The sequence below is a fragment of the Candidatus Nitronereus thalassa genome, assembly GCF_032191465.1.
In the GTDB taxonomy this organism is placed as follows: Bacteria; Nitrospirota; Nitrospiria; order Nitrospirales; family UBA8639; genus Nitronereus; species Nitronereus thalassa.
Genome location: NZ_JAQOUE010000001.1, coordinates 2,246,824 through 2,259,449 on the forward strand (window position 1 = coordinate 2,246,824; position 12,626 = coordinate 2,259,449).

General features: G+C 48.0%; 13 protein-coding genes. 7 read left to right on the top strand and 6 right to left on the bottom strand.

Translation table 11 applies throughout. From position 1 onward, the window contains the following. Positions 1-6: 6 nt before the first annotated feature. A complete protein-coding gene (locus tag PPG34_RS10105; RefSeq protein WP_313833147.1) occupies positions 7-399 on the bottom strand; it encodes a CBS domain-containing protein in 393 nt (130 codons plus the stop codon). A 328-nt stretch (positions 400-727) separates the two neighbouring features. Between PPG34_RS10105 and PPG34_RS10110 the strand changes: the two genes are divergently transcribed. From PPG34_RS10110 to PPG34_RS10130, 5 genes are all read left to right on the top strand, one after another. Continuing rightward, positions 728-1,534, top strand: coding sequence for a TraB/GumN family protein (locus tag PPG34_RS10110; protein ID WP_313833148.1), 807 nt, complete (start codon positions 728-730; stop codon positions 1,532-1,534). 236 nt (positions 1,535-1,770) lie between these two features. Then, positions 1,771-2,496, top strand: coding sequence for a hypothetical protein (locus PPG34_RS10115; RefSeq protein ID WP_313833149.1), 726 nt, complete (start codon positions 1,771-1,773; stop codon positions 2,494-2,496). Continuing rightward, positions 2,490-3,305, top strand: coding sequence for a TPM domain-containing protein (locus PPG34_RS10120; RefSeq protein ID WP_313833150.1), 816 nt, complete (start codon positions 2,490-2,492; stop codon positions 3,303-3,305). The genes PPG34_RS10115 and PPG34_RS10120 overlap by 7 nt, the downstream gene beginning before the upstream one ends. A 94-nt stretch (positions 3,306-3,399) precedes the next feature. After that, positions 3,400-3,972 (top strand): LemA family protein, encoded by a 573-nt coding sequence (locus PPG34_RS10125; RefSeq protein ID WP_313833151.1) that lies wholly within the window; start codon positions 3,400-3,402, stop codon positions 3,970-3,972. A gap of 179 nt (positions 3,973-4,151) precedes the next feature. Then, positions 4,152-4,577 (top strand): bactofilin family protein, encoded by a 426-nt coding sequence (locus tag PPG34_RS10130; protein ID WP_313833153.1) that lies wholly within the window; start codon positions 4,152-4,154, stop codon positions 4,575-4,577. Between the two features lie 82 nt (positions 4,578-4,659). Here the strand turns inward: PPG34_RS10130 and PPG34_RS10135 are convergent, their stop codons facing one another. Further along, a complete protein-coding gene (locus tag PPG34_RS10135; protein ID WP_313833154.1) occupies positions 4,660-5,949 on the bottom strand; it encodes a citrate synthase in 1,290 nt (429 codons plus the stop codon). A gap of 211 nt (positions 5,950-6,160) precedes the next feature. On the opposite strand from PPG34_RS10135, the gene PPG34_RS10140 reads away from it, so the two are divergent. Further along, complete coding sequence (locus PPG34_RS10140; protein ID WP_313833155.1) at positions 6,161-6,628, top strand: DUF2269 family protein; 468 nt, start codon at positions 6,161-6,163, stop codon at positions 6,626-6,628. Positions 6,629-6,663: 35 nt separating this feature from the next. Here PPG34_RS10140 and PPG34_RS10145 read toward each other — a convergent pair whose 3' ends face one another. The 3 genes from PPG34_RS10145 to PPG34_RS10155 form a co-directional block, all read right to left on the bottom strand. Then, positions 6,664-7,836 carry a Fic family protein gene (locus PPG34_RS10145; RefSeq protein WP_313833157.1) on the bottom strand — a complete coding sequence of 391 codons (1,173 nt, stop codon included), beginning with the start codon at positions 7,834-7,836 and terminating at the stop codon, positions 6,664-6,666. A 241-nt stretch (positions 7,837-8,077) separates the two neighbouring features. Next, positions 8,078-10,750 (bottom strand): ABC transporter permease, encoded by a 2,673-nt coding sequence (locus PPG34_RS10150; RefSeq protein ID WP_313833158.1) that lies wholly within the window; start codon positions 10,748-10,750, stop codon positions 8,078-8,080. Positions 10,751-10,756: 6 nt separating this feature from the next. After that, entirely contained in the window at positions 10,757-11,434 is a 678-nt protein-coding gene (locus PPG34_RS10155; RefSeq protein ID WP_313833159.1) for an ABC transporter ATP-binding protein, read from the bottom strand. Between the two features lie 240 nt (positions 11,435-11,674). Here PPG34_RS10155 and PPG34_RS10160 point away from each other — a divergent pair, with 240 nt between their 5' ends. Then, positions 11,675-12,256, top strand: a complete 582-nt coding sequence (locus PPG34_RS10160; protein ID WP_313833160.1) for an arylesterase — start codon at positions 11,675-11,677, stop codon at positions 12,254-12,256. Between the two features lie 102 nt (positions 12,257-12,358). Here the strand turns inward: PPG34_RS10160 and PPG34_RS10165 are convergent, their stop codons facing one another. Next, the gene (locus PPG34_RS10165; RefSeq protein WP_313833161.1) at positions 12,359-12,532 is read right to left on the bottom strand and encodes a hypothetical protein; all 174 of its coding nucleotides are present in this window, start codon (positions 12,530-12,532) and stop codon (positions 12,359-12,361) included. Between the last annotated feature and the right edge of the window lie 94 nt (positions 12,533-12,626).

Consider the following 12,626-nt stretch of genomic DNA (forward strand, 5'->3'; position numbering starts at 1 on the left):
ACCGTGTCAGGCAATTTCTTTCGAGACAGTTTTAAAATATGCCAGCAGATCGCGCGCCGAAATAATCCCAACAATTTTTCCCTCCTCGGTCACCGCCAAATGCCGAATACGCTTGTCGGCCATCAAATCACGAGCGTAATGAGGGGACAGCTTTTTCTCAACGGATAGAATCGGCTTTGACATCACATGAGCCACAGAAATTCCTGAAATATTTCCCTCTTCCTCCGCCACGGCACGAACGACATCAGTCTCGGTAATTATCCCGGAAAATTCCTCCTCCTTCTTCACCAATAAAGACCCAATGCGTTCGTTGTGCATATAGACTGCAGCCTGTTTGATCGTGGCCTCCTCAGATATAGTGCTGAGGTGGCTCGTCATCAATTGTCCCACAGTGGCCATTAGCATCCCCTTTTAAAAAAGAACTGGGCTTCTCTGGACTTCGATTATTGTAGGTACTTCACCGCTCCCATGCAACACAGAGTCAATAAAGACATAATCAATCTCCCACTCGTCCAATCCCAACGCGTACCATTCAAAAAAAAAGAAGGCCAATTACCAACAACTTCCTCCGACCTCACGAAAAAACAAACACAGACACGCTCAACAGTATAGGGAATCAACCGAGTATAGATACTAGAAGGCAATGCATGTGTCCCTTCCCAGAAGGTCATTTGGTGTTCAGCCGAGCATCAATCACGAAGGAAATTTTCCGTTATGGAGCACCATTATGATGACTCGACAATTTCGATGGCATGTTAGTTTTTTACTTCTCGGCCTTTTAATTTTGTTTTGGACCACGCCTGTAGTTGGGCACAAAATAGGAAAAGGCTATAACAACGGACCGATTTGGGAAATCAAAACTGAAACCAATACTGTGTACCTATTAGGTTCCATCCATGCGCTGAACACGGCGTATTACCCACTGACACGTGGGTTTTATTATGCCTATTATGATTCTCCCAATATTGTGTTTGAGGTTGACCTGGATCAGGTGTTATCCGGAAAAAAATCAAAGCAACTGAAGCGGAAAAGGAATTTTGCGACTATTCGCACTTCGCAAAATGCGCTCCTCATGAAATTAGATTTCGAGGGAAAATTCGGCGTGGATCGTCATTTTTACTGGAAAGCCAAAGCTGTTGGAAAACAGATCCTCGGACTTGAGAGCGTAGATTATCAAATGAACGTATTAGATGACATTATCTTGAAAAGTCAAAAGGGCATGGCGGGAAAGAATCGTGAACATGCGAAACAGGCCACTCGGCGGCTTAACCAACTTCTCGAAGCCTGGCACCGTGGGGATGAGGAAACGTTAGAGCGAATGATTGAAGAAGAGAAGGCCACACCAGAAGTGTATCAAGCAGTTTACCACGATCGAAACCTCAAATGGCTCCCAAGAATTGAATCGTTTTTAGGCCAAGAAGAAAACTATTTAGTCATTGTCGGTGTTGGGCATCTGGTCGGTGAAGATGGGCTCGTCAAACTTCTCACTGATAAAGGCCACACCGTTCGACGCATGGTATATGCTATCCCCTAGGGCATATAAATCGTGAGGGGCAAAGCGAAATAATCAATTGGACTTCTACACTTCTTGCCTCTATATTTATTTTGATTCTCCAAAAATTTCCAGACTCGTTCAAAATCCAGAATGTGACTTCGCCTTGGGACTCCCTTGCCAGGCCTTCCACCGTACGTTACCCTGATAAAAAGAGTTCCCTCCAAAATTAAACGGCCATTAGCCCTCGAACAATCCTTTCCGCAGGGAGTATGTGAATGACTCAAGCTGCCGTGAATATTGACCAAATCGTTCAAAACATGCAGGAGCCCGTAAAAACATTTGTCGCCAGGGTTCAGGAGCTCGGAGGACCAAATTGTCTGGCCATTACTGCATTTGGAACGATCGCGACTCCAGCATTTGATCCAACTAAACACACGGCCAAAAGCGTTGTGGTCCTCGATCAGATAGACTTATCAATGCTCAGGGAATTGGCGAAAGAAGGCGTCAAGCTGGGTAAGGCCAAAATTTCCGCGCCCCTGATTATGACCCCAGGGTACATAAAAGGATCGCTTGATGCATTTCCCCTGGAATTTCTGGAAATCCAGCAATGCCACGTCTGCCTGATGGGAGCGGACTTTTTCAAGGATTTGTCGTTTGATACCAACCATATTCGCCTGCAAAGTGAACGGGAACTAAAAACCATTCTCATAGCGATGAGGCAAGGCCTCCTGGCTGCCGCAGGACGCGAAAAAATGTTTGGTGCCATGGAGTCCGATATTGCCGAACGTCTCATCCGAACTTTGCGAGGATTACTCTGGTTACACGGAACAAAAGATTTTCTGACAGCCATCCAAGTCGTCGGGCATATCGAGCAGGAAACGGATCGCACTTTACCGGGAATCCGTAAGGCCTTTGCATACAACAGGCAACACGACTGGGACGATTTCACGACCCTTTACCATGAAATTGATGGGCTTAAGACGCTGGCCGATAGATGGTAAAACTCTCCCTGCCAACACGATTCACGACAATCCTGTTTTTTATATTACTCGCCAGCCCTGGATGGGCTGAAGTGTCCATCCATGATCCCGGCACATTTGTCGTCGATGAAGCGGGATTAATCGATCCAACCACCGAAGGTCAACTAGAGGGTTGGCTGAAGGAATTGGAGCAAAAAACCACAGCGCAAGTAAAAGTGCTCACCGTCAAAACCACTGAGGGGGAAGATATTTTTGGATTTGCTCAGCGCCATGCCGAATCTTGGCAACTTGGGCAAAAGGATAAGGACAACGGTGCGCTCATTGTCCTGGCCCTTGAGGAACGGAAAGTCCGTATCCAGACCGGGTATGGACTAGAAGGCACTTTACCCGATTCCTGGGCAGGCTCTCTGTCTCGTGCGGTAGCCTCGCAGTTTTTTAAGCAGGGGAAGTATTCCGAAGGGATTTTCCAATTGGCCGTCATTACCGCAAATCAAGTAGCCGATGCGCAACAAGTCACACTCACGGGTATCCCCAATTACCGGTATCAACCCAATAGTGGAGGGAATGGCTCTCTTCTCGGCTCATTGATTGTCCCGCTGTTTTTCCTGGTGATGCTATTTTCCAATTTGCGACGCCGTCGTCGATATTATTCAAATTGGGGTGGCGGTGGCCTTGTGGAAGGGATGCTGCTGGGATCGGCCTTGGGTGGCTTATCCGGCCGACGTTCTCACATAGGTGGGTTCGGCGGAGGATTCGGAGGCGGCTTTGGCGGTGGATCCTTTGGCGGTGGGGGTGGTTTTGGCGGCGGTGGCGGTGGTGCCAGTTGGTAAGATTTTTTTTAAGGCAAGAAAATCATCACCAAAATATTTGGCTGTACTTTGGATAGGTAATCGGTAAGATATCCTTGATAAGGGAGGTGCTTTAGTGAGTGCAGGACGTATTGTCTTAATCATTTTGGCCGTCATCCTTGTTTTGGGATTGATGGGCGGATGTGCTGTCTATAATGGCTATAATCAAGCCATCTCTCTCGACGAAAGCGTTAAAAGCCAATGGGCGCAAGTGGAAAATCAGTTGCAGCGACGATTTGAGTTAATCCCAAACCTGGTGGAAACGGTGAAGGGCGTGGCTGGTCAAGAGGAAAAAATCTTTCTCGGCGTAGCTGAAGCCCGCAAGTCGTATTTTCAAGCCGATTCCGTTAATGAAAAGGCACGGGCCGCAAGCGGATTTGAATCAGCCCTGTCGCGTCTCTTGGTATTGCGGGAAACCTATCCAGCCCTAAAATCAGACCAATCTTTCTTAAAACTGCAGGATCAACTGGAAGGCACGGAGAATCGACTAGCCGTGGAACGGAAACGCTATAACGATGCGGTTCGGGCACTCAATACTTTTTCCCGCAAACTGCTAGGACGATTGTATGCCGGTTTGGCTGGGGTCGAACAAGCCGAATATTTTGAAATTGGAGAAGAGGCCAAAACCACGCCTAAAGTAGAGTTTTGACCTCAGCTTGGCATCTCCTTGAACCAAATCAACCATAAGAAGGCAAAAATACCCCTCTAACGGAAAAAAATGGTTAAGAATGTTCAAAAACAACCGATAAACATAATTGACACTCGGAATTCTTCCAAAACGAGCATTTCGAGAAATTAGGGCTTTCCATTCATAGAGGAGGATCTCACATGTCTACCGCTGAATTAGACGAACCCCAAACCATGTACGCCCCTCCAACCGATCCCTATTCTGACTTTCCCCGTGATCGCATGTCCGGGGATGCCGCGTTTGGCAAAGAAAAAATCGTGGCCTTCATCGGTCAGGGTGTGGAATTCAAAGGGACCATCAATTACAAAGGCAGCGTCCGTATTGATGGAAAACTCGATGGGGAATTACATACCGAAGGTACGCTTCTCGTCGGTAAGGAAGCCGTCATCACCGCCAAAATCAGCGCTGGGTCTGTGATTAGCAAAGGCAAGATTACCGGGGATATTGTGGCGAACGAAAAAGTCCTTTTGCTGTCATCCGCCAATATGGACGGGTCGCTAAACACTCCGCAATTATCCATTGAAGAAGGCGTCATTTTTAACGGCACTATTGAAATGAAACGATAAGCTCTGGGAAGGGAACACGTTTCCCTTCCTAGGCCTTTCTGGTCGCCAAAAAACCTGCCGACCCTGACCTCAACTTCTCGCGTTAATTCCGTTGTTTCATCGGAACATATTCGGTTTGTGTCCGCCCAGTGTACAATTGTCGGGGCCGCCCAATTTTCATATTTGATTCCTCCATCATTTCCCGCCAATGGGCAATCCAACCGGGTAACCGCCCTATCGCAAAAAGGACCGTGAACATATTCACGGGAAAGCCAATCGCCTTGTAAATGATCCCACTATAAAAATCGACATTCGGATAGAGTTTGTGCGAAATAAAAAACTCATCCTTCAGGGCAATGTCCTCAAGACGTTTGGCGATATCCACTAACGGATCTTGCACGCCTAGTGACGACAAAACCTGATCACACATTTGCTTTAAAATTTTCGCGCGCGGATCATAATTTTTATACACCCGATGGCCAAACCCGAACAGGCGGAATGGGTGTGCACGATCCTTGGCCATCTCCACATATTTCTCCACATTGCCATTGTCGGCATGAATGGTGTTGAGCATATCCATAACTTGCTGATTCGCCCCGCCATGCCGTGGTCCCCATAGCGCATAGACCCCCGCGGACACGGAAGCAAAAAGGTTGGCATGCGAAGACCCTACCAAGCGGACCGTAGAGGTGGAACAATTTTGTTCGTGGTCCGCGTGAAGAATAAATAAGAGGTTCAGCGCCTTGGCGACTATAGGATTTGCCTTGTACGGTTCAGCAGGAACCGAAAACATCATACGAAGGAAATTCGAACAATAGTCGAGTGAATTGTCCGGATACACAAAGGGTTGTCCAATGGACTTTTTGTATGAATAGGCCGCAATGGTTGGAATTTTCGCCAACAGTCGATGCGTGGAAATTTCCACCTGTTGAGGATCAGTCGGATCGTGGCTATCTTGATAAAAGGTAGAAAGCCCGCCTATCACGGCGGATAGTATCGCCATCGGGTGCGCGTCTTTGGGAAACCCATCAAAAAACCGTTTCACATCTTCATGCAGCATGGTGTGGCGAGTGATGGTTTGGACAAATATCTCATATTCCGATGAAGAAGGAAGCTCGCCATATATCAACAAATACGCGGTTTCCAAAAAATTTGAATGTTCTGCCAATTGTTCAATAGGAATTCCCCGATACCGAAGAATGCCTTGATTCCCCTCAAGAAAGGTGATGGCGCTCGAGCAAGAAGCGGTATTGACATATCCCGGATCGAACGCGGTCAATCCTGTTCGCTCTCGCAATTTGGTTATATCTATCACTCGTTCGGCTTCGGTTCCCGTGGCAAGGGGGAAATCAATGGATTGATCATCAATCCTCATGGTTACGGATTCAGACATAGGAGAACCTCCTTCAGATATGAAACTATGGAACGAAGATCTACCTATAGTGTACAAAACACGGAGGGAGAAGTGATATACAGGGTCCTAGTGTTGCTGAAAAGGAAAAAACTCCGGCAGGAAGACTTTGGGTAGGCGATTTTGACTAGCCCCTGGCCCATGGGTTACCGTCCGGCTAAGAGAATAAAGTAACGAAATTCTTTTCATCATCATGCCGGACTACCTCATTACGTGGATACATTTGATTGCCGCAACGACTCTGATAGGAGGGCTAGTCTTCGTTCAGTTTGTACTGAACCCTTCTGCACACCAAAATCCGCCAGACCCCAAGACCAAAGAAATGGTCCGATTGGCTGGCCGTCGCTTTCGAACCCTTGCCTGGGTCTGTTTGATCACGTTGATCCTAACGGGCTCGTATCAAATGCTAAACGAAAGCGGATCGGCCCGCATTGAAACGGAGTGGGGTGTAGTCCTCATGCTCAAATTGTTTCTCTTTGTGATTGCCTTCGGCCTCATCCTCATCCACGACTTCATCCTCGATCCCCATACACCTCCACAAAAGAAAACCATCAATCCTCCGGCATTCATCCCATATTCACGTGCAGATAATTTACAAAAGGCAATTATCCTCATGACACTCGCCGTCTTGCTCGTCGCCTCTTACCTCACGACGATCTAAGAAGTCTGGTTTATTGGTGAAACAATTGCCCTCATTTATAACGGCTCGGTCCCTTGGTTGATGATTTCTAGATATTTGTCATAAACAAATACTTGCCCCCGTTGCTTGCCTGTTATTTCCCGGACCAGTCCTAACTTCTCCAAATGTGAAATAGATTTTCGTACGGTTGGTGAAGACAAATTTGTCTCTTCCGAAGCTCGGGGAACGGACAGAATTGGCTTTGATTGAAGATACTGATGCACACGCAGAGCCGATGCCGCCGGTCGCCCCAAATTTTCTATAAGCAACCGATCCTTTTCGAATAGAGAAAGAATCAATTTTGCTGTCTCCGCTGCTTGATCGGAGGTTTCCTTAACACCAGTGAGAAAAAACTCAAGCCATGATTCCCAATCCCCCTCCTGCCTGACACGCTGCAACAGATCATAATATTGCTGCCTTTTGTTTTTAAAAAACAAACTTAAATACAAGAGAGGTTCTTTGAGCGCACCTTCAGCACATAACAAAAATGTAATTAGCAAACGGCCCAGTCGTCCGTTCCCGTCTAAAAAAGGGTGAATCGTTTCAAACTGCACATGTATTAACCCTGCTTTGACCAGCAATGGAAGTTGGGGAGTAGCTGTATAGATGAATTTCTCCAAATCTCCCATACAGGCCATTACCTGATCATGTGGTGGTGGCACAAACATCGCATTCCCTGGTCTTGTGCCACCGATCCAATTTTGGCTTTGCCTAAATTCTCCTGGCTGCTTCGTGCTTCCTCGTCCTTTTGAAAGAAGAACTTCATGAATCTCGCGCATTAACCTTAGTGACAATGGGAATCCCTCCCTCAGGCGTTTAAGGCCATGGTACATTGCGGCGACATAATTAGAGACCTCTTGTACGTCATTCAATGGCACTCCTGGGGATTCGTTGCTTTCGAATAACAGCAAATCCGACAATGATGATTGCGTTCCTTCGATCTGGGAGGACAAGATCGCTTCCTTGCGGACATACATGTATAAGAACAAAGGAGTATCTGGGAGGATCGACGTTAACCCATCAAGACGACCAAGTGCCTGGTTTGATTCGTCCAAAAGACCATAAAGGTCGTATAATCTGATCGGTGGGTTTGGAGGCAGTTGGGGTGGGACAAATGCACGAACGGTCTCATTGGCAATCGTTGTTATGACAAGGTCCCCCAAACGATTTCTTTCCACTTGATCTGACATTTAGGAAAGGATCCTTTCTTAAGAATTTCAGCAAGGAAACGATAGTGCATTTTCCTTTCCTTATGAAGTATACTAGAGAAAAATATTACTATCCAGTTTTTCTATATGTAGAGTTATTTTATGTATTTAGTGATTAATAAGTACTAAATATGGTTATTCGTGAAATTTTTAGTAAAAAAATTGCAGTTCTATGAATTTAAGGTGTAGATTTTTGGGACCAGGCGCCAAAAATTTTGAAATTTTATTCTTGTCTCAACACCACTAGGGGCGGCTCACCCAAAACGCGGAAGGTGCTGAGGAAGCCAACGATCACAGCTAGTCCAATCGTGGCGAAGAGGGCCCATCCCAGGATTGAGGGTTGAAACGCCCAAGTCAGATCCAAGAAAAAATAAAGGATGGCCCAGGAGAGGGCACTGGCAAGACCTAGGCCGATGAGGCCGGCCAAACCACCCACCACGGCAAATTCAATGGCGAAGGCTTGCACAATAATCTGCCGTGTACCGCCGATGGCTTTGAGAATTGCGGATTCATAAAGCCGACGGTAACGCGTCGAAGATAACGCAGCCACCATCACCACCGCCCCGCTGATAATACTTAGGAACGCCATTCCTTGAATAGCCCACGCCAGTTGCTCTAACAGCCGCGCGACATTGGCCAGCACATCACCAATCTTAATGGCGGTGACATTAGGCAAGGCACGAACTAATGCTTGCTGCAGCGGCACTTCTTCTGCAGGGCTCACTTTAGCCGTGGAGATATAGGTCATCGGCGCGCCCTCGAGAGCCCCCGGGCCAAGAATCATAAAAAAGTTCGTGGAAAAACTTCCCCAATCTACCTTTCGGGTACTTTCCACGATGGTTGGCAAAGGCGTTCCCTGAATATTAAACTCCACCGTCGTGCCTAAATCCAAACCAAGATTTTTGGCAGCTTCGTCTTCCACAGACATGCGAATGGGAAAAGACCCTATGCTGGCAGAAGGTTTGTCGCTTGGGTCGGTGGACCACCATTGCCCCTTGACCACCGTGTTGTCTTCAGGAAGTTCGGCCAACGCAGTCAAGACATATTCCCGAGTAAAATACCACCCATTACGTTTACCCTTATGTTCTTCTGGATCGACCGGTTTTCCATCGATCGCGCCGATGCGTGAACGAACGACGGGAGTCAGTTTGTAGGTTGCGGTTGGGGTTTGGGCGCGAATGATCTGCTCAAACGTTTCTTTCTGGTCGGGCTGAATATCAATAAAGAAGAATGTGGGCGCATCTTCAGGAATGCGATCCCCAATCGACGTCAGTAAGGATGCTTTTACCAATGCCACCGTGACGATGACCATCACGCCGACACCGATGGCCACCGCCATTCCCAGGGTATAATTCCCTGGTCGTTGCACACTCCCTAATGCTTGCCGAACGGTAAAGGATTGGGGTCGAGGTAACATTCGTAATCCCTTCAGCATCAGACGCGCCCCAAACTGGAGAACAACTAATGCCGCGGCAAAGGCTAGAATAAATACGAAGCCAAGGGTTACAGATCGCGCTTGCCACATGGCAAGGAGCATGAGTCCAAGGCCAATCACAACACTGGTCACCAGCCGCTGACGATCTTTCCAGAACGCGACCAGAACGATCCAAGCGTTTCTCCAAAAAGATCCTTGTTGAACCACCGCATTTCCTTTTTCAACTTCACGCCTTAACACCAGCGCCGGAGGGACAGTTCGAATGGTCAGTAATGGCCATAGGGTAAACAGAAGTGTCGTCGCCACTCCTAAAACCAACCCCTTGGCCAAAGGCGACCATGTCACCGTGCTAGTCACGGCCACGGGAATGAGTCCACCAAGTAACAAGGGAATGGCCATTTGCAACCCGATACCCAACATGGCGCCAATCAGACTCCCAAGGCCCCCCATCAACACACTTTGGCCAAGGTAGGCACGCATGATTATCCCGGCATCCGCGCCCAAAGTTTTGAGGATGGCCACGGTCGTCATCTTTTGTTTCATGAACCCGTGAATCGTACAAGCAATGCCAATCCCACCGACGAATAATGCTGTTAGTCCGATCAGCCCTAAATAGGTCGTGAGTTGTTCCAAAAATTTTCTAATGCGCGGCTGTGCTTCACGGAAGGACGATACGCGGGCTCCTTCTTTGGCTAACCGTCCCTGCAACTCACCTTGAAGTGAGCCAAGGATTATCGACTCTGGTACTCGCAGGAGATATCGTTGGCGAATACGGCTGCCAACTTGCACTAACTCCGTGGCCTCCAAGGCTTCCACGGAAATAATCACGCGAGGCCCCAGGCTAAAGGCGCTGGCCACACGGTCCGGTTCTTTAAGCAACACTCCACGAATTTCGAACCAGGCCTGACCGATTTTGATAGACGAACCAACTTCCTTTCCCAACGTGATCAATAACGAGTCCTGTACCACAATGCCGAAGCAAGGTTTCGTGGGGCAGGAGGAAGAAGAGGAAAGTAAAGCATGTAATGGTTGCTTGGGAGCCACCTCTACCTGGCCATACAGCGGATAGTTCGGCTCAACCGCCTTGATTTCAACCAATTGTGTCGAAGGAAAGGTTGGATTTTCGGTCAGACCATCAGCCCTCACTTTTTCCTGCACTGCTGACATGCCAACCAATTCTCGGACGTGCGTGACCTCAATTTTCCTATCTCTTATCGATGCCAGGACGGTCTCTCCGGATTCGTCCAATGGACGGGCCAGCCGAATTTCTAAATCTCCCCCTAACAGACTTCGCGCATCTCCCAAAATCATGCGTTCTACATTCGTGGCAAAGAGATCCACTCCCACCACCGACCCAACACCAATCGCCACGCACACCAAAAAAAACACAAATTGATGCCAACTGCCGCGTGTTTCTCGCCAAGCCATTTTGAGGGAAATAGGGAGGAAGCGATAACTCATAGTTAACTACGAACTCACGGATTGATCCGACGAAATCGCACCATCATGCAAGGCGATGATTCGTTCGGTCCGGGCTGCAAGGGTGGAATCATGTGTGACCAACACCAGGGTGCTTCCCTGGTCGCGGTTCAGATTCAGCAGGAGGTCTATCACTTTCTGCCCAGTGGCACTATCTAAATTCCCGGTGGGTTCATCAGCTAAAAGGATCGGAGGACGGCAAGAAAACGCACGGGCGACAGCCACTCTCTGCTGCTCACCGCCTGAAAGTTGCGTAGGGTAATGCCCCTGGCGGTCTTGCAATCCAACGGCTTCTAACAATTCCTGCGCACGCGTATTCGCAGACGAATCCCCACTTAATTCTAGGGGAAGCGCGACATTTTCTAGAGCCGTCAGGGTAGGAATAAGATGGAAGGATTGGAAAATATACCCAATATGTTTACGCCGAAAATGGGCTAGCTCGTACTCGGTACAAGTTGTGATCTCTTGCCCATTTAATTGAATTGATCCCGAGGTAGGTTTATCCAACCCAGCCAAAAGACCCAGCAAGGTCGACTTTCCACTCCCCGACGGCCCGACAATGGCCATTATCTGCTTCGCAGGCACATCAAAGGTAATCCCTTTAAGAATGGATACCACTTGCCCACCAGCCCGAAGTTGCATGTTAAGACTATCAACATGGATCATGTAAAAGGCTTTCTTTCATAATTGAAAAACCTTACTGAAAGGTTATTATTATACCGTATGGCAACTTTCACGTCGGTTTTCAGCAAACCGTGTTTCCTGTTCAGGATAAAATTTCCTGTTCTGGTGCTGACATTGGCATTGGGTCTTCTGCCCCATTTGAGTGGGTGTGACACCCAAGAACCCTCTCTCCCCCAGGAAGCTCCACCCCCCAATCATACGTTTGAACCTACAAACTCTAACATGCCACCCAGCGCTTCTCCAGGATTCCCCAGAATCGTGGCCTTGGGGGACAGTTTGACAGCGGGGCTTGGCGTCTCGCCGGACCAATCCTATCCATCCAAACTTCAGGAACGCCTTGAGCAAGCGGGGTTTCATTATCGGGTGATAAACGCTGGGGTGAGCGGAGACACCACCGCTGGCGGATTGCGCCGATTGGATTGGGTCCTCAAAAGCCAGCCCAGAATTGTGATTGTTGAATTGGGTGCAAACGATGCCTTACGTGGACATCCTCTGGGTACCACATACTCAAATTTACAGGAAATCATCACCCGTCTTCGAGAAGCGAATACCCAGGTGGTTTTGGCGGGCATGAAAATCCCGCCCAATTATGGGCTGGACTATACCCGAGGCTTTGAAGCAATTTTTGAACGATTAGCTCGGGAATATGACGTCACACTGATTCCCTTTTTGCTGGAAGGTGTCGCAGCCAAACCAGGTCTCAATCAAGCCGATGGCATTCATCCCACCGCAGCGGGATATGAAATTGTCGCCGATACGGTCATGGAAGCATTGGTACCGTTACTGGATTCCCACGATTTCTGACTTAGGATATTGGACCTATTATTCGTGGCACAAAAAACCCCTGGCTACTTTACTTCCATGTAACCAGGGGTTTTCTCTCTGTGAAAGGTCTTTTGGAGAAGATTACTCGCTTTTAAAGAAAATGTCGTAGGCTCCATAACCAAGAATGACGGCAATAATGCCATAATACATGGCGGTAATACCTTCATACCCTCCGCCTGGCGCATTGGCCAACGCGGGCGTGGTTCCGGCCAAGAGTAACGCTCCAGTCAACAATCCCTGAATTGTCTTTTTCATTCCCAGACCCTCCTATGCATTATTTTCTAAAAATCAAAAATTTCATTCCAAGGCCCAACTGAAAGAAGATTTTATAAAAATTCCTTGGTATTAC

Excerpts from the sequence above, each read along its gene's own strand:
- PPG34_RS10105 (WP_313833147.1), bottom strand. The coding sequence starts at position 399 with ATGGCCACTGTGGGACAATTGATGACGAGCCACCTCAGCACTATATCT.
- PPG34_RS10110 (WP_313833148.1), top strand. The coding sequence starts at position 728 with ATGATGACTCGACAATTTCGATGGCATGTTAGTTTTTTACTTCTCGGC.
- PPG34_RS10115 (WP_313833149.1), top strand. The coding sequence starts at position 1,771 with ATGACTCAAGCTGCCGTGAATATTGACCAAATCGTTCAAAACATGCAG.
- PPG34_RS10120 (WP_313833150.1), top strand. The coding sequence starts at position 2,490 with ATGGTAAAACTCTCCCTGCCAACACGATTCACGACAATCCTGTTTTTT.
- PPG34_RS10130 (WP_313833153.1), top strand. The coding sequence starts at position 4,152 with ATGTCTACCGCTGAATTAGACGAACCCCAAACCATGTACGCCCCTCCA.
- PPG34_RS10135 (WP_313833154.1), bottom strand. The coding sequence starts at position 5,949 with ATGTCTGAATCCGTAACCATGAGGATTGATGATCAATCCATTGATTTC.
- PPG34_RS10140 (WP_313833155.1), top strand. The coding sequence starts at position 6,161 with ATGCCGGACTACCTCATTACGTGGATACATTTGATTGCCGCAACGACT.
- PPG34_RS10145 (WP_313833157.1), bottom strand. The coding sequence starts at position 7,836 with ATGTCAGATCAAGTGGAAAGAAATCGTTTGGGGGACCTTGTCATAACA.
- PPG34_RS10150 (WP_313833158.1), bottom strand. The coding sequence starts at position 10,750 with ATGAGTTATCGCTTCCTCCCTATTTCCCTCAAAATGGCTTGGCGAGAA.
- PPG34_RS10155 (WP_313833159.1), bottom strand. The coding sequence starts at position 11,434 with ATGATCCATGTTGATAGTCTTAACATGCAACTTCGGGCTGGTGGGCAA.
- PPG34_RS10160 (WP_313833160.1), top strand. The coding sequence starts at position 11,675 with ATGCCACCCAGCGCTTCTCCAGGATTCCCCAGAATCGTGGCCTTGGGG.
- PPG34_RS10165 (WP_313833161.1), bottom strand. The coding sequence starts at position 12,532 with ATGAAAAAGACAATTCAGGGATTGTTGACTGGAGCGTTACTCTTGGCC.